The organism is Stenotrophomonas sp. PI_27, from assembly GCF_027854495.1.
GTDB lineage: Bacteria > Pseudomonadota > Gammaproteobacteria > Xanthomonadales > Xanthomonadaceae > Stenotrophomonas > Stenotrophomonas pavanii.
In genome coordinates this window covers 208,266-229,628 of sequence record NZ_JAJNOF010000001.1, presented here as the reverse complement: position 1 = coordinate 229,628, position 21,363 = coordinate 208,266, and the positions used below count along the sequence as shown (strand labels likewise).

The 21,363-nt window shown below is 67.3% G+C and carries 27 protein-coding genes and 1 tRNA gene; 10 read left to right on the top strand and 18 right to left on the bottom strand.

Annotation, left to right across the window (positions count from 1 at the left end; genetic code table 11):
- Nucleotides 1–9 precede the first annotated feature (9 nt).
- The 3 genes from LRM18_RS01070 to LRM18_RS01060 all read right to left on the bottom strand — a co-directional run bounded on the left by LRM18_RS01070 (nucleotide 10) and on the right by LRM18_RS01060 (nucleotide 1,299).
- Nucleotides 10–213, bottom strand: a complete 204-nt coding sequence (locus LRM18_RS01070; protein ID WP_005417823.1) for a hypothetical protein — start codon at nucleotides 211–213, stop codon at nucleotides 10–12.
- Between the two features lie 184 nt (nucleotides 214–397).
- A complete protein-coding gene (locus LRM18_RS01065) occupies nucleotides 398–961 on the bottom strand; it encodes a DUF3011 domain-containing protein (RefSeq protein WP_270949549.1) in 564 nt (187 codons plus the stop codon).
- A gap of 131 nt (nucleotides 962–1,092) precedes the next feature.
- Entirely contained in the window at nucleotides 1,093–1,299 is a 207-nt protein-coding gene (locus LRM18_RS01060; protein ID WP_049466948.1) for a hypothetical protein, read from the bottom strand.
- A gap of 401 nt (nucleotides 1,300–1,700) precedes the next feature.
- Here LRM18_RS01060 and LRM18_RS01055 point away from each other — a divergent pair, with 401 nt between their 5' ends.
- Genes LRM18_RS01055 through LRM18_RS01045 form a run of 3 tightly spaced genes read left to right on the top strand, consistent with a single transcriptional unit; the run spans nucleotide 1,701 to nucleotide 2,597 of the window.
- Nucleotides 1,701–1,985, top strand: coding sequence for a hypothetical protein (locus tag LRM18_RS01055; RefSeq protein WP_270949546.1), 285 nt, complete (start codon nucleotides 1,701–1,703; stop codon nucleotides 1,983–1,985).
- Between the two features lie 12 nt (nucleotides 1,986–1,997).
- Entirely contained in the window at nucleotides 1,998–2,231 is a 234-nt protein-coding gene (locus LRM18_RS01050) for a DUF1653 domain-containing protein (protein WP_053460935.1), read from the top strand.
- Nucleotides 2,232–2,264: 33 nt separating this feature from the next.
- Nucleotides 2,265–2,597: an SMR family transporter gene (locus LRM18_RS01045; RefSeq protein ID WP_057493607.1), complete on the top strand. Its 333-nt coding sequence runs from the start codon at nucleotides 2,265–2,267 to the stop codon at nucleotides 2,595–2,597.
- Between the two features lie 24 nt (nucleotides 2,598–2,621).
- Here LRM18_RS01045 and LRM18_RS01040 read toward each other — a convergent pair whose 3' ends face one another.
- Entirely contained in the window at nucleotides 2,622–2,795 is a 174-nt protein-coding gene (locus LRM18_RS01040; protein ID WP_049466953.1) for a DUF1328 domain-containing protein, read from the bottom strand.
- 94 nt (nucleotides 2,796–2,889) lie between these two features.
- Entirely contained in the window at nucleotides 2,890–3,531 is a 642-nt protein-coding gene (locus LRM18_RS01035; protein ID WP_049466973.1) for a LysE family translocator, read from the bottom strand.
- 161 nt (nucleotides 3,532–3,692) lie between these two features.
- Between LRM18_RS01035 and LRM18_RS01030 the strand changes: the two genes are divergently transcribed.
- Nucleotides 3,693–4,385 (top strand): aspartate/glutamate racemase family protein, encoded by a 693-nt coding sequence (locus LRM18_RS01030; protein ID WP_270949539.1) that lies wholly within the window; start codon nucleotides 3,693–3,695, stop codon nucleotides 4,383–4,385.
- A gap of 9 nt (nucleotides 4,386–4,394) precedes the next feature.
- On the opposite strand, the gene LRM18_RS01025 is transcribed toward LRM18_RS01030, so the two are convergent.
- Nucleotides 4,395–4,790, bottom strand: a complete 396-nt coding sequence (locus tag LRM18_RS01025) for a hypothetical protein (protein ID WP_053460937.1) — start codon at nucleotides 4,788–4,790, stop codon at nucleotides 4,395–4,397.
- A gap of 240 nt (nucleotides 4,791–5,030) precedes the next feature.
- Here LRM18_RS01025 and LRM18_RS01020 point away from each other — a divergent pair, with 240 nt between their 5' ends.
- Together LRM18_RS01020 and LRM18_RS01015 are read left to right on the top strand one after the other, a co-directional pair.
- Entirely contained in the window at nucleotides 5,031–5,546 is a 516-nt protein-coding gene (locus LRM18_RS01020) for a DUF3011 domain-containing protein (protein ID WP_270949534.1), read from the top strand.
- 86 nt (nucleotides 5,547–5,632) lie between these two features.
- Complete coding sequence (locus LRM18_RS01015; protein WP_270949532.1) at nucleotides 5,633–6,082, top strand: GNAT family N-acetyltransferase; 450 nt, start codon at nucleotides 5,633–5,635, stop codon at nucleotides 6,080–6,082.
- Nucleotides 6,083–6,150: 68 nt separating this feature from the next.
- On the opposite strand, the gene LRM18_RS01010 is transcribed toward LRM18_RS01015, so the two are convergent.
- From LRM18_RS01010 to thrS, 9 genes are all read right to left on the bottom strand, one after another.
- Nucleotides 6,151–6,227: transfer RNA gene (locus tag LRM18_RS01010), tRNA-Pro, on the bottom strand.
- A 68-nt stretch (nucleotides 6,228–6,295) separates the two neighbouring features.
- Entirely contained in the window at nucleotides 6,296–6,652 is a 357-nt protein-coding gene (locus tag LRM18_RS01005) for a MerR family transcriptional regulator (protein ID WP_005410431.1), read from the bottom strand.
- Entirely contained in the window at nucleotides 6,633–6,932 is a 300-nt protein-coding gene (locus tag LRM18_RS01000; protein ID WP_005410432.1) for an integration host factor subunit alpha, read from the bottom strand. The genes LRM18_RS01005 and LRM18_RS01000 overlap by 20 nt, the downstream gene beginning before the upstream one ends.
- Nucleotides 6,933–6,959: 27 nt before the next feature.
- A complete protein-coding gene (pheT, locus tag LRM18_RS00995) occupies nucleotides 6,960–9,356 on the bottom strand; it encodes a phenylalanine--tRNA ligase subunit beta (RefSeq protein ID WP_270949512.1) in 2,397 nt (798 codons plus the stop codon).
- Between the two features lie 102 nt (nucleotides 9,357–9,458).
- A complete protein-coding gene (locus tag LRM18_RS00990) occupies nucleotides 9,459–10,454 on the bottom strand; it encodes a phenylalanine--tRNA ligase subunit alpha (RefSeq protein WP_049466965.1) in 996 nt (331 codons plus the stop codon).
- Between the two features lie 193 nt (nucleotides 10,455–10,647).
- Complete coding sequence (rplT, locus tag LRM18_RS00985; protein ID WP_005410435.1) at nucleotides 10,648–11,007, bottom strand: 50S ribosomal protein L20; 360 nt, start codon at nucleotides 11,005–11,007, stop codon at nucleotides 10,648–10,650.
- 11 nt (nucleotides 11,008–11,018) lie between these two features.
- Complete coding sequence (rpmI, locus tag LRM18_RS00980) at nucleotides 11,019–11,216, bottom strand: 50S ribosomal protein L35 (RefSeq protein ID WP_005410436.1); 198 nt, start codon at nucleotides 11,214–11,216, stop codon at nucleotides 11,019–11,021.
- Nucleotides 11,217–11,481: 265 nt separating this feature from the next.
- Nucleotides 11,482–12,009 carry a translation initiation factor IF-3 gene (gene infC / locus LRM18_RS00975; protein WP_074725076.1) on the bottom strand — a complete coding sequence of 176 codons (528 nt, stop codon included), beginning with the start codon at nucleotides 12,007–12,009 and terminating at the stop codon, nucleotides 11,482–11,484.
- A gap of 63 nt (nucleotides 12,010–12,072) precedes the next feature.
- Entirely contained in the window at nucleotides 12,073–13,974 is a 1,902-nt protein-coding gene (gene thrS, locus LRM18_RS00970) for a threonine--tRNA ligase (protein WP_164687804.1), read from the bottom strand.
- Between the two features lie 428 nt (nucleotides 13,975–14,402).
- Here thrS and LRM18_RS00965 point away from each other — a divergent pair, with 428 nt between their 5' ends.
- Genes LRM18_RS00965 through LRM18_RS00955 form a run of 3 tightly spaced genes read left to right on the top strand, consistent with a single transcriptional unit; the run spans nucleotide 14,403 to nucleotide 16,532 of the window.
- Nucleotides 14,403–14,699, top strand: coding sequence for a hypothetical protein (locus LRM18_RS00965; RefSeq protein WP_088475979.1), 297 nt, complete (start codon nucleotides 14,403–14,405; stop codon nucleotides 14,697–14,699).
- Nucleotides 14,699–14,962, top strand: a complete 264-nt coding sequence (locus LRM18_RS00960; RefSeq protein WP_049469462.1) for a hypothetical protein — start codon at nucleotides 14,699–14,701, stop codon at nucleotides 14,960–14,962. Before LRM18_RS00965 ends, LRM18_RS00960 begins: the two co-directional genes overlap by 1 nt.
- A 10-nt stretch (nucleotides 14,963–14,972) precedes the next feature.
- Nucleotides 14,973–16,532, top strand: a complete 1,560-nt coding sequence (locus tag LRM18_RS00955; protein ID WP_270949428.1) for a PepSY-associated TM helix domain-containing protein — start codon at nucleotides 14,973–14,975, stop codon at nucleotides 16,530–16,532.
- A 24-nt stretch (nucleotides 16,533–16,556) separates the two neighbouring features.
- Here the strand turns inward: LRM18_RS00955 and LRM18_RS00950 are convergent, their stop codons facing one another.
- On the bottom strand, nucleotides 16,557–16,961 hold the full coding sequence (locus tag LRM18_RS00950; RefSeq protein WP_154330965.1) for a VOC family protein: 405 nt from the start codon (nucleotides 16,959–16,961) through the stop codon (nucleotides 16,557–16,559).
- Nucleotides 16,962–17,058: 97 nt separating this feature from the next.
- Nucleotides 17,059–18,249, bottom strand: coding sequence for a glycoside hydrolase family 18 protein (locus LRM18_RS00945; RefSeq protein WP_270949426.1), 1,191 nt, complete (start codon nucleotides 18,247–18,249; stop codon nucleotides 17,059–17,061).
- Between the two features lie 400 nt (nucleotides 18,250–18,649).
- Between LRM18_RS00945 and LRM18_RS00940 the strand changes: the two genes are divergently transcribed.
- A complete protein-coding gene (locus LRM18_RS00940) occupies nucleotides 18,650–19,717 on the top strand; it encodes a serine hydrolase (protein WP_154331498.1) in 1,068 nt (355 codons plus the stop codon).
- Here the strand turns inward: LRM18_RS00940 and LRM18_RS00935 are convergent.
- The gene (locus LRM18_RS00935; RefSeq protein ID WP_270949422.1) at nucleotides 19,686–21,248 is read right to left on the bottom strand and encodes a winged helix-turn-helix domain-containing protein; all 1,563 of its coding nucleotides are present in this window, start codon (nucleotides 21,246–21,248) and stop codon (nucleotides 19,686–19,688) included. The two genes, LRM18_RS00940 and LRM18_RS00935, sit on opposite strands and share 32 nt — an antisense overlap.
- Nucleotides 21,249–21,363 lie beyond the last annotated feature (115 nt).

The window sequence follows — 21,363 nt, the reverse complement described above, 5'->3', positions numbered from 1 at the left end:
ACCCCACGCTCAGCCGTAACTGACCGCTTCGACGAATGCGCCGCTGGCTTCCACGCGCACGGCCGCACGCTGCCCGGTGTCGACGAAGTGCAGGCGGGCCAGGGTCTCGGCGAAGTCATAGGCACGGGCGCCATCGCGGAACTCGATCGGCTCCGGCCTATCCGGATGCAGCACGCGCCACTGGCGCTGTTCGCATTGCAGGCGGATCAACATGCAGCTCACTCCTTGAGGCAGCGTATCGATGGCGGCGACGCCCCTGCCGGTAACGGCGCGAGGCACGCAGGGATCAGGGCATATGGGATGCCCTGATCGCGGACAATACGGCGTTCAAAATGTGAGCTGTATCAGATTATTCTGATTTTTACGGGCTGAATCCGTAAAGCTCAGTTCACCTGGATCAGTTCACTTGGAACTGTGCCCGGCAACCGTCACTGACCCAGATGCCGCGGCGGTCCCAGCCCCAGGTCTGGCCTTGGATGCAGGCGCTGCGCGAATCCTGGCGGATCAGGCGCACACCGCGGCGGATACGCGCATCGCAATATTCCTGGCGATGGCCGTTGGAATGGCAGGTGACCACATCACCGCCGCCCCATCCATTGCCATTGCCATTGCCCCAGCCGCCGCCATTGCCGCCCCAGCCGCCACCGCGGCGGTACTCACCTACGAATTCAGCCCGGCAGCCCTGCGTGACCCACACGCCATTGCGCGACTGGCCCCAGGTCTCGCCTTCCACGCACGGTGAGCCGGACAACTGCCGGATCAACCGCGCGCGACCGTCCAGGCGGCACTCGTTGCTGCGGTTCTTGACCGACTCGCAGCGCACGATGCTACTGCCGTCGCGGCCGCCGTAGCGGTCGTCGTCATAGCCGTAGCCGTAGCTCTGCGCCTGGGCGCCGCCGGCCGCCGCCAACATCGGCAACAGGGTGCAGGCCAGGGTGCGCCAGGTGACTGCCTTGCCCATCGAAATCTCCAGATGAATACGATGGCGCAAGCATCGGGGATTCGCGGCCCGGCGCACAGTAGGGCCGGCGCCGGCAGTTTTTCCCCATTCAAACAACTCAACCGTGGCTGACTGCGCCACGGCCGCTGCTGTCACTCTCCGACGTGAAGCGCGTCCACCGTGTTGCCGAGCGCCTCGACCCGCACCGTGCTGCGCTGGCCGGTTCGGCGGTGATGTTCCAGGGCAAGCGCGGCGGCGGCGTCAAAGGCGTCGGCACCCCGGGCATAGGCGGTGGCATCGCGCAGCTGGGGATGCAGCACGGACCATCGCTGGGCCGAGCATTGGACGGTGATGACCATGGGAAGCTCCTGTGGCTGGAAGGGGGCGTGGCAGGCCGATGGGGGGCCCGCCGGTACACCATCAGGCTAGCGATCGCCTCGGAGTCGGCCTATCAGATTTGTACGAAAATGCCGCGCCCTCGGGTCGTCCCTTCACACCCTCACATCCCTGAGCCCGTTTAGCCGGTTCATTCCGTGATCCTTGTCACGGAGTCAGCCTGGCTTCACACTACCGTCATCAACAGGGGCCCCTTCCACATGCGCACCTTCTTCTCGCACCAGCGTTCGACGTTGCTGAAGTTCTATTTCGTGGCCAGCTATCTCGTCCTGATCGAAGAGCTGATCCGCGCCGCCGTGCATTGAGCGCTTGCTGGCCCGGCAGCCGGAAAGCACACTGCGGCTTTAGGCACGGAGCCCGCCGGATGAAAGCGCTGTTTCTGATCCCCGCCCTGCTGGTCCTGGCCGCATGCGCCAGCCCGGACAAGGCACCCCCGCGTGCCGACGACGGTGCGGCATCGACCTCGATGCCGACCGTAGGCGGTGATCGCGACGCCCACGGCTGCATTGGTTCCGCGGGCTACCAGTGGTGCCAGCACACCCAGCGCTGCGAGCGCCCATGGGAGCTGGCACAGGCGCAAGGCCTGGCCAACACGGCCGAGGCGATCGACGCCTATTGCGCCACGCCGGCGACGCCGGCACGCAAGTGAGCACGAACAGTCATGGCTGAATTGAGTCCCCTGCCCGACCTCGCCCGCGGCCGCTACCGCCACTTCAAGGGCGGCGAATACGAGGTGATCGACATCGTACGCAGCAGCGAGACGCTGCAGCCCATGGTGCTGTATCGCGCCCTGTACGGCGACGGTGGCCTGTGGGTGCGCCCCTACCCGATGTTCATCGAGCAGGTAGCCGGCGAACACGGCACGCAGCCGCGCTTTGCCCGCATCGACGACTGATCCGGTGCAAGCCGCGGTGACCTGGAGTGCCCGATGAATCCCTACGTCTATCTTGCCGCTGCCATCGTGCTGGAAGTGATGGCCACGTCGCTGCTGAAAGCCTCCGACGGCATGAGCCGGCTGTGGCCAACCGTCGGCGCGCTGGCCGGCTATGGGCTGTGCTTCTACCTGCTGTCGGTCACCATGAAGTCGGTGCCGACCGGCGTTGCCTACGCGATCTGGTCCGGCGTCGGCATCGTGCTGATCTCGCTGATTGGACTTGTGGTGTTCAAGCAGCGCCTGGATGCACCGGCGCTGGCCGGCATCGCGCTGATCTGCGCCGGCGTGCTGGTGATCAACCTGTTCTCGCGCAGCAGCGCGCACTGAGTGCACGCTGCCGCGCAACACGCACTAGCTGACCTTCCTGGCCACGCTCATGCCGATCAGGAACAGCACCACGGCGATGATGATGCCGGCCCAGAACAGGAACTTGGCGATGCCGACAGCGGCACCGGCAATGCCGCCGAAGCCGAGCACGCCGGCGATGATGCCGATGACGGCGAAGATGATGGCCCACTTGATCATGTCAGTCCTTTCCCCACAGGGAATGCAAACGGTGTGATCAGGCTAGGCCGCAGCCGATGCGGCAGTCGTGAACAGGCCGCGTGCGCGGCGTGAATCAACGCGGGCGGAAACGCAGCAATGCCACCGCAAAAGCCAGGAACACACTCCCCACCAGCCGCTCGAACCAGCGCCGCGCGAACGGCGTTGCGAGCCAGCGACGCAGGCCGTGCCCGCCGGCCGCGTACATCACGTACCAGAACAGTTCGCAGGCCGCGAAGGTCGCCACCAGCACGCTGTACTGCACGGCCTGGCCACGTGACGGGTCGACGAACTGCGGAAGGAACGCCGCGGCGAACAACAGCAGCTTGGGGTTGCTCAGGCCAACCCACAGGCCGCCACGGAACACCGTCCCCGCGCCATGTACCGGCGCCAGCGTGACTTCTGCATCGTCGGCCCCTGCGGGCGCTGGCCGGCCGCTGTCACGCCACGCCTTGATGCCAAGCCAGGCCAGGTAGGCCACGCCGAGATAGCGCAGCACCTCGAACAGCCTCGGTGAGGAGTGCAGCACCGCGCTCAGGCCTGCAGCGGAGGCGGCCAGCACCAGCAGCATCGCCAGCAGGCAGCCGGCCATGGCCGGCACGCTGCCGCGGAAGCCCAGCCCGACGCTGCGTCCCAGGATGTGCAGCATGTTCGGCCCGGGCGTCCCGCACAGCACGAAGACCGTGACCAGGAACCACCACCAGGTATGCAGGGCCATGCCGGTTTCCACTTCAGAAGACGGTGCCAGCATACGGCGCTCGCCCGCGATGCGGCACATACAGCATTCGGCGGATGTGGCGGTTACAGATACCGGCGCCCCTGCACGGCAACGCCACCGCCATCTGTGCTGCAATGGCCCCTTCCGGCATGGAGCAGTGCATGAAGACCCTCGGCCTGATCGGCGGCATGAGCTGGGAAAGCTCGGCACAGTACTACCGGCTCATCAACGAGGCGGTGCGTCATCGCCTCGGTGGCGCGCATTCGGCGCAACTGCTGCTGTGGTCGGTGGATTTCGCCGGCATCAAGCAGTTGCAGCACGACGGCCGCTGGGACGTGCTGGGCGACCACATGCTGGACGCCGCACGGCGGCTGCAGGCCGGTGGCGCCGAGCTGCTGGTGATCTGCACCAACACCATGCACACACTGGCGGAGCGGATCGAAGCGCAGTGCCCGTTGCCACTGCTGCATATCGCCGACCCCACCGCCGCTGCGATCCGCCAGGCAGGCCTCCGCAGGGTAGGCCTGCTGGGTACCGCGTTCACCATGGAGCAGGCCTTCTACCGCGACCGCCTGCAGGACCGCTTCGGCCTGCAGGTGCTGGTTCCGGAAGCCGATGACCGCCGCATCGTGCACGACATCATCTACCAGGAACTGATCGCCGGGGTGGTCAGCGCACACTCGCGGCAGGTCTACGCAGGCGTGATCGCGCGCCTGGTCGCACGCGGTGCCGAAGCGATCATCCTCGGCTGTACCGAAATCATGTTGCTGATCCGCGCCGAGGACAGCCCGGTGCCGCTGTTCGACACCACCACCCTGCACGCCCGGGCAGCGGTGGATGCGGCACTGGCCTGAGCCGCGCGCTCAGCCTTCGCCCTGCACTTCCAGCGCGGTGATGAGCCAGTCCACCACCGCCTGTGAATCACACAGGAAGAAAATGGCATCGCCCGACCGCGCTTCGGTCAGCAGCCGATAGACCGTGATCGCCACCGCCGACTGGTTGGCGATGAACACCTCCGGGCTGCGCGGCCCTTCGCTGTGCCCCGCGACGGCATGCAGTGCCTTGCGCGCAGCCACGGTTGCGGCCGGGTCTGCGCTGCGGGCCAGTTCCGGCCCGCGCAGGCCCCACGCAATGAACACATGCTTGCCCTTGAACGTGGTGTCCAGGACACGCACCTGCCCGGCCTCTGCGCCAGCCGAGCGATGAATGACGGTACTGCTGATCAACGCAACCCCCTGTGGTCGTCGTGGTCCGCGCATCCTCCTCCACACGCCGGCCGCACGCCAGTGACGGCAGCCACAGGCTGTGCCGACACACGTGGGAAACATGTAAGAAGGTGTAAGCCGATGCGATCGGATGTGCAGCGATGATAAGGGATGTAAGGCCCTGAATGGGTTCGTGCGCACTACTAAATCCCTACTGAGCCGACGTCGGAACGATCCGTTCCGGAGGCCTCGGGCTGGTCCATCCTTGCGGCCCGTTCCCCCGCCGAGGTTCCCATGACCCATCGCCTGCTGCTCCCGATCACCACCGTCACGCTGGCCCTGCTGCTGGCCGCCACCACAGTGGCCGCCCAGGATGACGACAGCGAACACATCCCGCCGCTGCGCTGCGAGTCGCAGTTCAACAAGACCGAACAGTGCCCGATCGAGGGCCGCATGCGCCTGGCCAGGCAGCTGTCGGTCACCCGCTGCGTGGAGGACCAAAACTGGGGACAGAGCCGTCGCATGCTCTGGGTCACCGCTGGCTGCCGTGCCGAGTTCGTCGCCGATGGGCACGGACGCGGGCGCTGGCCGGAGCGCGGCCGGGGCCGTGACCGGGATGACGATGGCGAGCGCCTGGTCTGCGAGTCCTACGAGCAGAAGGACAGGGAATGCCGCATCCGAGTGCGCCGCGAGGTGCGCCTGGTCAAGCAGAAGTCGGTGACGCCGTGCGTCGAGGATCGCAACTGGGGCTGGGACCGCCGCGGCGTGTGGGTCAGCGACGGCTGCCGTGCCGAGTTCCGTGTGTATTGATGGCCGACCACACGCTGGCAGTGGCGGATACGCAGATACGGCCGAGGTGATCGATAGACTGGGCGCACCCAGCCCAGGAGCCTTCGATGGCACCACCCGATCCTTCCTTGACGACGCTGCATATCCGCGAAGCAATGCCCGCCGACGTTCCCGCGTTGATCGCGCTCGACAGCGTTGCGGCCCACGATCCGCGGCGCGCACGGCAGATCAGCGACTGGCAGGCCAGCGGTGGCGTGCACGTGGCCGAACGGGCCGGCCAGCTGGCCGGTTACCTGGTCATCCACCATCACTTCTTCGGCGAAGCCTTCGTCGAGATGCTGATGGTGGCGCGCGAACAACGCAACCAGGGCGTCGGCGCCGCCCTGCTGCGCCATGCCGTCGCGCTGCAGGGGCAAGGCAAGCTGTTTACTTCGACGAGTGCTTCCAATACCGGCATGCAACGCCTGCTCGCCGCCTCGGGTTTCATCGACAGCGGCATCGTGCATGGACTGGACGAGGGCGATCCGGAACTGGTCTATCGATTCGCTGAGGACTGATCATCGCCATCGGCCGCACGCACAAAAAAGCCCACGCATCGCTGCGCGGGCTTCTTGATTCATCACAGTGGTCGGGACGGCCGGATTCGAACCGACGACCCTCTGCCCCCCAGGCAGATGCGCTACCAGGCTGCGCTACGCCCCGACTGATGCTGCGATGTGCCCGCCAGTGCGGCGGGCCGTGAAGTATAGCGGATTACGAGGGAAATGGGGTCAGCGGCGCAGCAACTGCAGCACTTCTTCCAGCTCCATGCGCACCTGCTTGATGATCTGGTTGCTCAGCGCCGATTCCTCGCGGGCATCGGGGCCGTCCAGGCGCAGGCGGGCACCACCGATGGTGTAGCCCTGTTCGTACAGCAGGCTGCGGATCTGTCGCACCATCAGCACGTCATGGCGCTGGTAGTAGCGGCGGTTGCCTCGGCGCTTGGCCGGCTCAAGGCTGGGAAACTCGGTCTCCCAGTAGCGCAGGACGTGCGGCTTGACGTCGCACAGCTCGCTGACCTCACCAATGGTGAAGTAGCGCTTGGCCGGGATCGGCGGTAGTTCGCGGTTACTGCCCGGATCCAGCATAAGCTTCCACCCTCTCCTTGAGCTTCTGGCCCGGACGGAAGGTGACCACCGTACGGGCGGAAATCGGAATTTCCTCGCCGGTCTTGGGGTTGCGACCCGGGCGCTGGTTCTTGCGCCGCAGATCGAAATTACCGAAGCCCGACAGCTTCACCTGACGTCCCTGTTCCAATGCTTCACGCAGCACATCGAAAAACGCGTCGACGAATTCCTTGGCTTCCCGCTTGTTCAGACCGACTTCGTCGAACAGCTTTTCCGCCATCTCCGCCTTGGTCAATGCCATTGCCTGCTACCCCCGAGTGCTGCCCGCTCAGCCGCGGATCCGGGCGTGGTGTTCACGCTCGATGGCAGTGACCGCCTCGGCCACCACCGCATCCACGTCGCGGTCCGTCAGAGTGCGCGACTTGTCCTGCAAAATCAAGCCCATAGCGAGACTCTTGAATCCCGGCTCGACGCCCTGGCCGACGTAACGGTCGAACAGGTTGAGGTCGCGCAGCAGCGGGCCGGCGGCCTGGCGGACGGTGGCCGCCAGGTCCGTCCACGCCACCTGTTCAGGCACCAGGAAGGCCAGGTCGCGGCGCACCGCCGGGAAGCGCGACAGCTCGCCGGCACGCGGCAGGCGACGCGCAGCCAGCGGCTCCAGATCGAGCTCGAAGGCATAGACATCGGCCTCGATGTCCATCGCCTTGGCCAGACGCGGGTGGATCTGGCCGATCCAGCCGATCGCCACGCCCTCGCGGAACACCTCGGCCGAACGCGCCGGATGGCCGTAGGCACGGTCCGACGGACGGAACTCCAGCTGCGCGCCACTGGCGGCCGCCAGCGATTCCAGGTCGCCCTTCAGGTCATGGAAATCGACCTTGCGGGTCGGCAGGCCCCACTGCACCGCCTGAGCCTCGCCGCAGACCGCAGCGGCCACGCGCAGGGTTTCCAGCGGTGCCGGCCGGCTTTCGCCAGTCGACGCCCCGCCAGCCTGCTGGGCGAACACCCGGCCGATCTCGAACAGGCGCACGCGACCGAGCTGCCGCGCTGCATTGCGGCCCAGCGTGGCGACCAGGCCCGGCAGCAGCGACGGGCGCATCACCGCCAGTTCGGCCGACAGTGGGTTGGCCAGCGGCACCAGGCCGTCGCGCAGCTGCCACTGGGCCAGCAAGGCGTCGTCGACGAAGGCGAAATTGACGGTTTCCTGCTGGTCACGGGCGATCAGCTGGCGACGCACGCTCAACGCGTCCAGCTGGGTTTCACTGGGCATCGCCACGCGCGAGGCACCGCCCGGCAGCGTGGTCGGGATCTGCTCGTAACCGTGGATGCGGGCCAGTTCCTCGATCAGGTCCTCTTCGATGGCGATATCGAAACGACGGCTCGGCGCGGTGACCTGCCAGCCGTCGGCGCTGGCGACCACGTCCATGCCCAGCGCGCGCAGGATGCGTTCGACTTCGGCATCCTCGATGGTGATGCCGAGCACGCGGGTGATCCGCGCGCGGCGCAGCAGGATCGTCGCCGGCTGCGGCAGATCGGCCTCGCGCACCGCCTCGGTGACCGGTGCCGGGGTGCCCCCGGCCAGGTCCAGCACCAGGCGGGTGGCGTACTCGATCGCGGTGCGCGGCAGTGCCGGATCGACGCCACGCTCGAAACGGTGCCCCGCGTCGGTGTGCAGGCCGAGCTTGCGTCCACGGCCCATGATCGCGGCCGGGGCGAAGTGCGCGGCTTCCAGGAACACGGCCGTGGTGGCGTCGGTGACGCGCGTGTCGAAGCCGCCCATCAGGCCGGCCAGGCCAACCGCACGATCGGCGTCAGTGACCACCAGGAAGCTGTCGTCCAGCGCGGCATCGCGGCCATCGAGCAGCTTCAGGCTCTCGCCCGCGCGCGAACGGCGCACGGCGATGCTGCCCTGCAGGGTGCCCAGGTCGTAGGCATGCATCGGCTGGCCGAGTTCGAGCATCACGTACTGGGTGATGTCGACCAGCAGCGAGACCGGGCGCACGCCGCTGCGGCGCAGGCGTTCGGCCATCCACAACGGGGTCCTGGCCGCGGCGTTGACGCCTTCGATGACGCGCCCCAGGTAACGCGGCGCCTCGGCGCCCGCGTCGAGCTGGATGCTCAGCTCGCGGCTGCCGACCGCCGGAATGGCATCGGCGGCGAAGTCCAGCACTTCACTGCGGGTAGCGGCGGCGACATCGTAGGCAATGCCGCGCAGGCTGAAGCAGTCGGCGCGGTTCGGGGTCAGCTTGATCTCGATGCTGGCGTCCGGCAGGCCGAGGTAGGCGACCAGGGCCTGCCCGACCGGGGCGTCATCGGGCAGCTCCAGCAGGCCGGAGGCATCGTTGTCCAGGCCCAGTTCCTTGGCCGAGCACAGCATGCCGTTGGACTCGACGCCGCGCAGCTTGGCCGGCTTGATCTTCAACTCGCCGATCTGCGCACCGACCATCGCCAGTGGCGCGACCAGGCCCGGGCGGGCGTTCGGCGCACCACAGACGATCTGCAGCAGCTCGCCCTGCCCGGCATCGACCCTGCACACCTGCAGGCGGTCGGCTTCCGGATGGCGCACGGCCTCGACGATGCGTGCCACGACCACGTGATCGAGGCCTTCGCCCAGCGCGGTCACGTCTTCCACTTCCAGGCCGATGGCGGTCAGCACCGCACTCAGCTCATCACGCGAAGCGCGGGTCGGGACGTGGCTGCGCAGCCAGTTTTCGGAGAATTTCATGGTGTCATCCTGGTGGGCCCGGCGCATGCGCCTGGGCCTGCGAATTTGGGAGCAGTCGTTTCAGGAGCAGCCGGGCATGGCCCGGCTCTACAGGGTTGCGGCTTACGCGAACTGTTTCAGGAACCGCACATCGTTCTCGAAGAACGCGCGCAGGTCGTTGACGCCGTAGCGCAGCATTGCAAAGCGCTCCACGCCCATGCCGAAGGCGAAGCCGGTATAGCGCTCCGGATCGATGCCAACGTTGCGCAGCACGTTCGGATGGACCATGCCGCAGCCCAGCACTTCCAGCCAGCGGGTGCTGCCATCGGGCTGCTGCCAGGCGATGTCCACTTCCGCGCCCGGTTCAACGAACGGGAAATAGCTGGGGCGGAAGCGCATCTCGAAATCGCGCTCGAAGAAGGCACGCACGAACTCGGCCAGCGTGCCCTTCAGGTCGGCAAAGGTCGAATGCTCGTCCACCAGCAGGCCTTCGACCTGGTGGAACATCGGCGAGTGGGTCTGGTCGCTGTCGCTGCGGTACACCTTGCCGGCGGCGATCATGCGCAGCGGCGGCGCGTGGTCGCCCATGTAGCGCACCTGCACGCCTGAGGTGTGCGTGCGCAGCAGGCGGCCGTCGCCGAAGTAGAAGGTGTCGTGCATGGCGCGCGCCGGATGGTGCGGTGGGAAGTTCAGCGCCTCGAAATTGTGCCAGTCGTCCTCGATCTCCGGCCCTTCCGACAGCTCGTAGCCCAGCCGGCCGAAGATGCCGGTGATGCGCTCCAGGGTGCGGGTGATCGGGTGCAGGCCGGCGCGCTCGCCGTTGCGGCCCGGCAGGGTGATGTCGATGGCTTCGGCCGCCAGGCGCGCATCCAGGGCCGCGTCTTCCAGCAGCGCCTTGCGCTCGCCCAGCGCGCGGGTCAGCGCGTCGCGGGCCTGGTTGATCGCTTCACCGGCGGCCTTGCGCTCGTCGGCCGGCAGGGCGCCGAGCTGCTTGAGCTGCGAGGTGATGCTGCCGCTCTTGCCAAGCAGGGCCACGCGCAGCTGTTCCAGCGCATCGGGGCTCTGTGCGGCGGCCACATCGGCCAGCGCCTGGGTGGTGAGGGATTGGATGTCGCTCATGGGGGGCCGGAACTCCAGTCGATCTGCCATCGCGATGCGCGAAGGGCCGACCCCTGTCGCCACCGCCGTCCCCGCGCTGCCGCTGTGGCCGCGCCGGGACCCAAATAAGAATGGGGAAGGACTTGCGCCCTTCCCCATGCATTGCCTTGACCTGACACCGTTCCGAGTGAACGGTTACGGCATCGGGAAGGACTTATGCCGCCAGCGCGCCCTTGGCCTTTTCGGCCAGCGCGGCAAAACCGGCTGCGTCGTGCACGGCGATGTCAGCCAGGACCTTGCGATCCAGGGTGATGCCGGCCTTCAGCAGGCCGTTCATGAAGCGGCTGTAGCTCAGGCCGTTGATGCGGGCAGCCGCATTGATGCGGGTGATCCACAGCGAACGGAAGTTGCGCTTCTTCTGCTTACGGCCGATGTAGGCGTACTGCTGTGCCTTGATGACCGCCTGCTTGGCAACGCGGAAGACCTTGCGACGGGCGTTGTAATAGCCCTTGGCGAGATCCAGAATCTTCTTGTGGCGGCGACGCGCCTGTACGCCACGCTTAACTCGTGCCATTTTTCAGTTCCTCAGAGGTAAGGGAGCATGCGGTCCAGACGGCCTGCGTCTTCTGCACGGACATGGCCCGTCTGACGCAGATTACGCTTACGCTTGGTCGCTTTCTTCGTGAGGATGTGGCTACGGTTGGCGTGGCCGCACTTGTACTTGCCCGAGGCGGTCTTGCGGAAACGCTTGGCCGCTGCCCGGTTGGTCTTGATCTTGGGCATTGCAATGTCCTTGATGGGATTTGACCCTGGTTTCTGACTGATCTGGCGGCGGCCTGGGCCGCTCTTTCCGTCCTGCCATGATCGGCGTACGACCCGTCCTGGGTGGGTCGAGCCGGGCATGATACAGGCAAAACCGCCTTGCTGCCAGCCCCTGCCCCGCTTTCACCGGCAACCCGCGGCCTGCCGGAAAAGCAAAGGGACGCCAGCGGCGTCCCTCTACCCTGAACCATTCAGCCAGGCGCCCCGGAAGGCGGCCCGTCAGGCCTCAGGTCTTCTTCTTCGGCGCGATCATCATGACCATCTGACGCCCTTCCAGGCGCGGACGGGATTCAATGACGATGTCCTCGCCCAGATCGGTCTCGATCCGGTTGGCCATTTCACGGCCCAGTTCCTGGTGGCTCATTTCGCGGCCACGGAAGCGGATGTTGACCTTGATCTTGTCACCATCCTCGAGGAACCCACGCATCTTGCGCAGCTTGATCTGGTAGTCGCCCTCGTCCGTGACCGGACGGAACTTCACTTCCTTGATCTCGACCTGCTTGGTCTTCTTCTTGGCCTCGCTGGCCTTCTTCTGCGCTTCGAACTTGAACTTGCCGAAGTCCATGATCTTGCAGACCGGCGGGTCGGCCTGCGGCTGGATCTCGACCAGGTCCAGGCCTTCATCTTCGGCCATGGACAGCGCTTCGTCGCGCGACAACACGCCGATCATTTCTCCGTCACTGCCGATCACGCGGACGCGCGGCACACGGATTTCCTGATTCTTGCGGTTCTGTTTGTTGTCAGGGGTGCTGATATTACGTTCTCCCAAGGGTATCGAACCGGCCCGGGTGCCTGTGCCCCCGGACCGGACCTTTGCTTACGCGCCCTCGGCGTGGAGCCGCTCGATGAAGGCCTGCAGGCTCATGCTGCCCAGGTCTTCGCCAGAACGCGTACGCACCGCCACAGCCCCATTCTCCTTCTCGCGGTCACCGATGACCAGCAGGTAGGGCACGCGCTGCAACGTATGCTCGCGGATTTTATAGCCGATCTTCTCGTTACGCAAATCCGAGCTGACGCGGAAGCCTTGCTCCGCAAGGGTTTTGGTCACGCCCGAGACGTAATCGGCCTGGGCGTCGGTGATGTTGGCCACCACCACCTGGGTCGGCGCCAGCCAGGTCGGGAACTGGCCGGCATGGTGCTCGATCAGGATGCCCAGGAAGCGCTCCATCGAGCCGACGATGGCGCGGTGCAGCATGACCGGGTGCTTCTTCTGGCTGTTCTCGTCCACGTACTCGGCGCCGAGGCGGCCCGGCATCATGAAGTCGACCTGCATGGTGCCCAGCTGCCAGGTGCGGCCGATGGCGTCCTTCAGGTGGTACTCGATCTTCGGGCCGTAGAAGGCACCCTCGCCCGGCAGCTCCTGCCATTCCACGCCACAGCTGGACAGCGCCGAGCGCAGGGCGCCTTCGGCCTTGTCCCAGGTGGCGTCATCGCCAAGGCGCGATTCCGGGCGCAGCGCGATCTTGATCTGGATCTCGTCAAAGCCGAAGTGCCTGTAGACCGCCAGCGCCTGCTGGTGGAACGCGGTCACTTCCGACTCGATCTGGCTCTCGGTGCAGAACACATGGCCGTCGTCCTGGGTGAAGCCGCGCACGCGCAGGATGCCGTGCAGCGCGCCGGACGGCTCGTTGCGGTGGCAGGAACCGAACTCGCCGTAACGGATCGGCAGGTCGCGGTAGCTGTGCAGGCCCTGGTTGAACACCTGCACATGGCCAGGGCAGTTCATCGGCTTGACCGCGTAGGTGCGCTTCTCCGACTCGGTGAAGAACATGTTGTCCTGGTAGTTGTCCCAGTGGCCGGACTTCTTCCACAGGCTCACGTCCAGGATCTGCGGGCAACGCACTTCGCCGTAGCCGCTGCTGCGGTAGACCTTGCGCATGTACTGCTCGACCACCTGCCACAGTGCCCAGCCCTTCGGGTGCCAGAACACCAGGCCCGGCGCCTCTTCCTGCAGGTGGAACAGGTCCTGCTGCTTGCCGATGCGGCGGTGGTCGCGCATCTCGGCTTCCTCGATGCGCTTGATGTACGCCTCGAGCTGCTTCTTGTCGGCCCAGGCAGTGCCGTAGATGCGCTGCAGCTGTTCGTTCTGGGCATCGCCGCGCCAGTAGGCACCGGAAATGCGGGTCAGCTTGAAGGCCTTCAGGAAGCGGGTATTCGGTACGTGCGGGCCGCGGCACATGTCCACGTATTCCTGGTGGTAGTACATGCCCATCGCCTGGATGTCATCGGACATGTCCTCGATCAGGCGCAGCTTGTAGTCCTCGCCACGGGCCTTGAAGATCTCGATCACTTCGGCGCGCGGGGTCATCTTCTTGATGACGTCGTAGTCCTGGGCGATCAGTTCACCCATGCGCTTCTCGATCGCGGCCATGTCGTCCGGGGTGAACGGGCGCTCGGAGTAGATGTCGTAGTAGAAGCCTTCGGCGATCACCGGGCCGATGACCATCTTCACATCCGGGTACAGCTGCTTGACGGCATGGCCGACCAGGTGGGCGCAGGAGTGGCGGATGATCTCCACGCCCTCCTCGTCCTTGGCGGTGATGATGCGCAGGCTGGCATCGTGATCGATGACGTCGCTGGCATCGACCAGCACGCCATCGACCGAACCGGCGATGGTGGCCTTGGCCAGGCCGGCGCCGATCGACTGGGCGACGTCCATGACGCTGACGGGGTTTTCGAACTCGCGGCGGCTGCCGTCGGGGAGGGTAATGTTGATCATCGCAGTGGCTTCGTGCGGGGCCCGCGGGGCGGGCTGGAAAGCGTTCCCGGGCCGTTGCCCGGGCAATAAAAAAGCGCCGCGAGGGCGCCTGCAACACAGGGCCTTCGGGGGCAGGTCAACAGTGGGCGGGGGTAGTGCTCATGTCGCACGCTCGGCCGGCGCTGGGCGCGGGCCACCTTGTTCCGGTCAGGGTTCTGCGGTGATCTTAAACCAGCGCACGGGAAAGCCCAAGGGCTGCCGTACGGCCCGCTGAATGGCGAGTGCTGGCGGCGTGAAAACGCAATGATTACCATGTCCGCGCAGCCCGCCCCGTGCCAGCCTGCCCGCTTTCCCCAGGACCTCGTGATGCGCCACCCGCTCCGACCGGCCCCCGCCGGCCCCGCCCGTGCCCCGCGTTCGCCGGCCCGCTGCCACGGCGGCCGCCCGCGATGATCACCGTCGGCCTCTCCACGCTGGGCTTCTGCAGCCTGGGCATGCTGGCGGCGATGTTCTCGGCACTGGCCTTCTATGCCGCCTCGCCGCACTGCCGCTGGCCCCGCCTGCGCCGCGCCGGCCGGCTCGGCCGCCAGATCGGCGTGGTCGCCGCTGCGGCCGCATTGTGGTTGTGGATGGCCGAGCTCGGCGTAGCCGCGGGCCTGGTGGCGATGCTGTGCACCTGGATGCTGGCCGCGATGCTGCTGCCGGCGCTGGCCGCCTGGCATCGCCCGGGCACGGGGTCACCCTGATGTGGCCGCGCGCCTTTGCCGGCATCATCGCTGGCTTCCTGCTCGCAGCCGCCGTCACCGGCCTGCTGGCCTGGCTGCCACCGGGCCCGTGGCAGCGCGCGCTGGTGCCGACCCTGATTGCCTTCATCCCGTTGTGGATGCTGGCCGCCCTGTGGGCGTTCAGCTTCCGCAGCGCACTGCGCGCCTGGCTGGTGCTGGGCGGCAGCGCCGCCGTTGGCTTCGCCGTGCTCGCGCTGCTGCGCCTGACCGGCGCGGTGCAATGAGATCCCTGCCATGAAGTTCAGTTCGCAGACCCTGCGCACGTTCACCACCCTGCACACCTGGGTCGGCCTGGTCGCCGGCTTCGGCCTGTTCGTGGCCTTCTACGCAGGTGCGCTGACCCTGTTCCATCACGACCTGCCGCTGTGGCAGACCCCGGGCGCAGCCACGGCGTTGCCGGCCGGCCTGGATGACGCGCAGTACCTGCTGGAAGACGTGCTGGCGGCCCATCCGGAAGCGCGCCGCCACGTGGGCATGACGTTCCCCGGCGCCGAGCACCCGCAGCCACTGGCGTACTGGCAGGCCGACGACGGCAGCTGGCGCTATGCCTGGCCGGGCCAGATCGCCGGCAGCCCAGCCCCGCCGCAGACCGGACTGGCCGAACTGGTCAACGAACTGCACTACAGCCTCGGCCTGCCGGTGGCCGGCGTCTACGTGATGGGTATCGTCAGCCTGCTGTATGGCATGGCGCTGCTGAGCGGGCTGGTGATCCATCTGCCGAAGCTGTTCGGCGACCTGTTCGCGCTGCGGCCGGGCCGCAACCTGAAGCAGCTGTGGCAGGACGCGCACAATGTGATCGGCGTGCTCAGCCTGCCCTTCCACCTGATGTTCGCGGTCACGGGCGCCCTGCTCTGCCTGGTGTTCGTGCAGATGGCCCTGCTCAATCCGCTGATCTACGACGGCAAGGCCCTGCAGGCGGTACCGACGGCGATGGACACCGCGCCGGTGCGCGAGGCCAGTGGCATTCCGGCGCCGCCGGGCAGCCTGCGCGTGCTGCATGCGCGCGCACTTGAAGTCGCCCGCGCACAGGGCGTGGCCAACTTCGAGCCGGCCTACCTGAAGCTGGCCAACGCCGGCGACGCCAACGCCACCATCGAGATCACCGGCGAGGCCAGTGGCACCCTCGGCCCGCTTGGCGCCGTGGCGTTGGATCTGGCCAGCGGCGACCTGCTGGCTTCCCAGCTGCCGGGCCAGCGCGATGCCAACCACGCCACCCTCAGTGCCGCCTATGCACTGCACTTCGGTGAGTTCGGCAACGGCGTGGTGGTCTGGCTGTACTTCCTGCTCGGCCTCGGCGGTGCGTTCCTGTTCTACTCCGGCAACCTGCTGTGGATCGAGTCGCGGCGCAAGCGTCGCCAGCCGCACCAGCCGCGTGCCGGTGTGAACATGGCGCGGGCCACGGTCGGCGTCTGCATCGGCCTGTGCGTGGCGATCTCGGTCGCGTTCATCACCGCACTGGTGCTGGAGCGGCTGGCACCGTCGGCCGTCGACCATGGCATCCGCTGGGCCTGCTTCGGCAGCTGGGCGGCCTGTGCGCTGTGGGCCGCGCTGCGTCGCCCGGCGCAGGCCGCACGCGAACTGCTGTGGGCCGCGGCGATCAGCACCGCGCTGGTGCCGGTGCTGCACGGCGCGCTCAATGGCGACTGGCTGTGGCGCGCGGCCGCGCGGGGGCACTGGCCCCTGTTCTGGGTCGATGCCATCGCGCTGGCGATGGCCTTCGGCTTCGCCCGCCTGGCCGTGGCCAGCCAGCGGCGCGCCCGCAACGGCGACCCCAACAGCGTCTGGGCCAACTGAGCTTTCGCCGGGCATGGCGCGGCGCTACCGCTGCGGGTGTTCTTCGCCCGGGTAACGACTTATTTCGATCAGGTTGCCGTCCGGGTCGCGGACGTACACCGATTCGATCGGTCCCAGCGCACCGGTACGAGCGACCGGCCCCTGCTCCACCGCCACGGCATGCGCCCGCAGGTGTGCCAGCACATCGGCCGTCGCCGAACGCGTGACCAGGCACAGGTCGGCACTGCCCGGCGTCGGCCGCAGCGCGTGCGGTTGCAGCGGTGCGCTGGCCGGATGCAGGTTGATTTTCTGCTGGCCGAACTGCAGCGCGGTGCGACCGGCACCGAAGCGCACGATCTGCATGCCGAGCACGCGCTGGTAGAAATCACAGCTGCGCTCGATGTCGGCAACGGTGAGGACCAGGTGGTCCAGGCGTTCGAGAGGGATCATGCGCAAAGCGTAGCGCCGCCGGCGTCGTCGCAATGTGCGGTGTCGGGCCGATGGCGTTGCCGCTTGGCGCCGGGCATGGCCCGGCGCCACCAGTGACTCAATCGCCGACGCGCGCCTTCTGCCACGGGCCGAGCATGGCGTTGAGCAGGCTGGCCTGCCCGTCGTCGCCGGTCAGTTCCCACATGAACACCCCGGCCAGGCCCTGCTCGCGGGCGAACCGGGCACGCAGGCCGATCGAGCGCGGATCTTCATAGCTGATGAAGATCTTCTGCGCGGCGTTGTACAGCCACGGGCTCTGCGCCTGCGGTTGCCAGTGCTTGGTCCAACCCGGCTGGTCGAGATAACGCGCCTTGATCACGCGCCAGTCGCCGGCATCGGCGGGTGCGCTGTAGGGCTGATACAGGCCATCCGGCGCATCACCGGTAACCTTGAAGCCGCGCCCGTAGAAAGGCACGCCCAGCACCAGCTTGTCGGCCGGCACGCCGTGCTCGCGGTAGTACTGCACCGCACCGGCCACGTTGTTCCAGCGCCGCAGTTCCGGCGCCAGCGGATCGGCCGGCACTTCATGCAAGGGCGCATTGAAGGTCGACACCGAAGAGAAGCCGGTGCCCATGTCGTAGCTCATCAGGTTGATGAAATCCAACACCTTGGCCAGCGCCGGCAGGTCGTAACTCGCGGCCGGATCGTAAGGACCGTCGGTCTGCAGGCGTCCAGCGGCCAGCGCGGCAGTCAGCAGCATCGGCTGTCCCGCCTTGCGGCCGCGCGCGTCGAGTGCCTGGCGGAACGCCTGCGCGAGCAGGGTCAGGTTGGCGCGATCCTGCGGGCGGTGCGCCAGCTCCTTCGGCCCGCCACTGACCGGAAATTCCCAGTCGATGTCGACGCCGTCGAAACTGCCCGCGTGGCGATCGAAGAACAGCGCCATGCACGAGTCGACCATGCGCCTGCGGCTGGCCTCGGTCAGTGCCGCATCGGAGAACCCGCCTGCGCCCCAGCCCCCAATCGAGATCAGCGTGCGCAGGTGCGGATGCGCCCTCTTGAGCTCGGCCAACGCGGCGAAGTTCTTCGGCGCTTCCGCGCCGACCGTGCAGCGCCCGTCCTCGAGGGTGGAGAACGCATAGAACAGGTGCGTCAGGCGCTCGGCCGGAATGCTCGAGACCGGATAGCGCTCGGCCGAACCGCCCGGGTAGTAAGCGCCGAAGATCGGCGGCTGTGCGGGCCGCGCATGCGCGGCGATGGGCAAGGCACCGGCAATCAGCACGGCAAGGACGGCCACGGTCTGGCGGAACATGGGATCTCCCGGTTCGAAGGCGCAGCCACGTTAGCAAACGGATGGGGCGGCGGGACGCATGTCGCGTCATGTCGTCCCGTGGACAGGCGGCCACCCATGAAAGCTGTCACAGGCTTGGCCAGCCAGCGGCAAACGCCGATCACGACAGGACAACAATGCGACCCGCGCAGGCGGTCAGGGCACAGGTTCTCACCGGCTCACGGTAACCACCACCCGCACCTGCACTACGTGCACCGGGGCCGTGGAGCCGAACCAACCTGGCGTTGGCGGTCTCGTCAGGCGTGTAACCCTCCGGTCGACGAGCCTTGTGGCACAAGCGCTTCAGAATTCTTCAGGCTGGCTTCCAGCACTTCAGATGGTCCGCAGGCCCAATCGGGGCCCCTTTCGATGGAGCCCGATGATGCGTTCGATCCTGTCCGTCCTGACCCTGCTGCTCTGCGTCACCTGTGGCGCGCCCCTCGCCGCCCGCGCCACGCCACCGGACCCGGCCCGGTTGGTGGCGCTGGAGCGTGCGATCGCCAGCGACGAGCTCAAGCAGATCCGCAGCGTGCTGCTGCAGGTCGATGGCAAGGTGGCCTATGAAGGCTACTTCAACGGCGCAGACGCCGAGACCCTGCATGACGTGCGTTCGGCTAGCAAGAGCGTGACCGCGCTGCTGGTCGGCGCCGCCATCGGCGAAGGGCGATTGGCCGGGGTCCAGGCCAAGGTCTACGACTCGTTCCCAGACTTCACCGCACGCCACCAGGTCGACCCGCGCCTGCGTGCCACCACCGTGCAGGACCTGCTGACCATGAGCAGCCTGTGGGAATGCGATGACGAGAATCCATTCTCGGCTGGCCACGAAGAACGCATGTACGTCAGTGAGAAGTGGCTGGACTTCGCGCTGGCGCTGCCGGTGAAGGGCTTTGCGCCGTGGATGCAACGGCCGGAGAACAGCCCGCATTGCCGTGCGTTCGCCTACTGCACCGCCAATTCGTTCGTGCTCGGCGCCGTGCTTGAGCGGGCCACTGGCCAGCCCCTGGCCGACTACGCCGCGCGTGTGCTGGAGCAGCCGCTGGGCATCACCCGGAGCCAGTGGAATCGTTCGCCGGAGGGAATCGGCATGGGGGGCGGCGGCACGCGCTATCGCACGCGCGACCTCGCGCGCATTGGGCAGCTGGTGCTCGACGGTGGCCGCTGGCAGGGGCGGCAGCTGGTACCGAAGGACTACATCGAGGCAATGATACGGGCGCAGGCAACTACCGCGGATGGCAGTGACTACGGCTACCAGTGGTGGGGCCTGAAGCTGGACGTCCAGGGCTCAGCCCGCACGGTGTGGGCGATGTCCGGCAATGGCGGCAACTATGTGTTCGTGATGCCGGAGCAGCGCGTGGTCGCGGTGGTCACCAGCCAGGCATTCAACCGCAGCATTGCGCATCCGCAGTCACGACGGATCCTCACCGAGTTCCTGCTACCGGCGTTGCACTGAGCGTGGCCAGGTCGGCGGGGCGCCAGTCTGCGGCCAGCACCTGCGCGCGCTGGCGGGCAATGTCGGCATCAAGTCGGTCAAGAAGCGCCGCCCAGCCCGGGGTGTCATGCAGCAACACGAACAGTGGCGTGGCGCGCAGCCACGCCACATCGCGGAAGCCGTCATCAGCGGCCCGGTGCAGAGCTGCTACGGCGTCGTTGGCGCGCCCGTCGGCCTGCAGCAGCAATGCCTGCTCCAGCGCAGCGTCGGGCCAGCCATCGCCGTCCTCGGCGGCGAGCCTTTGAAGTCGCTCAGCAATCCATGCAGGGTCCACCGGCTGCGGCCCGTGCAACACCGCCAGCACCTGGCCCAGCGACTGCCGGGGACGCAGCTGGCGGCCACGCTCGAAAGCCTCGCCGGCGGCAGCGTGGTCGCCGGCCAGCAGCGCCAGTTCGCCCTGCAGGCGCAGCAGCTGCGGATGCGGCGTGCCACGTGCGAGCGCTTCGTCCAGCACCTGTCGCGCCTGTTGCGGTGCCCCCGCCACGTACAGGCTGCGCGGCCAGGCGATGTTGGAGAAAACGTTGTCCGGGTAAAGCTGGAAGTTGCGCGCATGGCGTTGCGCAGCCACCTGGGTGAAGCCCAGCAGCTCCAGTTCGCGCGCAACCTGCACCTCCCGGAAGCGCACGCGCTCGGGCGCTTTCAGCGACAGGTTTCCGCGCAGCGCGGTCACCAGCTGGCCGCGCTCCTGCTGCAGGTAAGCCAGCGACGCGCGGCTGCGCTCGTCGTCCGGGTCCAGTTCGATGGCACGCACGTAGCCGTCGATGGCCAGGCGCATGTTGCCCGCGCAGTCCTGCGCATAGCCCCACAACGCATGGGCGGCCGCATCGCGCGGCGCGCGCTGGCGCTCGTGCTCGGCCAGGGACATCGCTTCGCTCAGCTGCCCGGCCGTACCGTTGAACAGGCACCCCTGCGCCGACAGTGCCCGTGACAGGCCACGCCGCGCCGCCGTGGAATCGGGGTCGGCCTGCAATGCCTGCCGATACAGCTGGATGGCCCGTTCGTTGTTGCTGGCCTGGCCGATACCGGCGTAGTAGTCGGCGCGCTGCAGGAACGACTGTCCACCGGCCTGCGGCGGCGGCGGTGACCACGGCAGCAGCGCCGCCGCCACGCCCAGCGCCACGGCAGCCGCTGCGCCCCAGCCGAAGCGGTGATACCCGCCTGGTCGTGCCGCCGGTAAGGCGGCGGGCAGCGGCGGTGCGCACAGCTGATAGCCACGGCCGCGAACCGAACGGATGTAGCGCGGGCGCCGGCTGTCATCGCCCAAGGCCTGCCGCAACAGCTTGACCCGCTGGCTGACCGCATCTTCGCCGACCACCGCCGGTGCCCAGACCTGCGCCGCCAGCATGTCGAAATCCACGACGTCGGTGCCGTGTGCAAGCAGCACGTCCAGCAGGGTCCAGCTGAGGCCGCTGACCGGCAACGTCTCACCGTTGCGGCTGACGCGCTGCGCCGGGCGATCGATGTCCAGGTCGAGCAGGCGCAGGGTATCCATGGCCGAAGCATAGCGGTTGGAAAGCGCCGGCGGACAGGCAAAGAAAAAGCGGGCCGGAGCCCGCTTTTTCATTTTGCGAAAGCGTGAGGACCAACGGTCCTCACCCACCGCACAA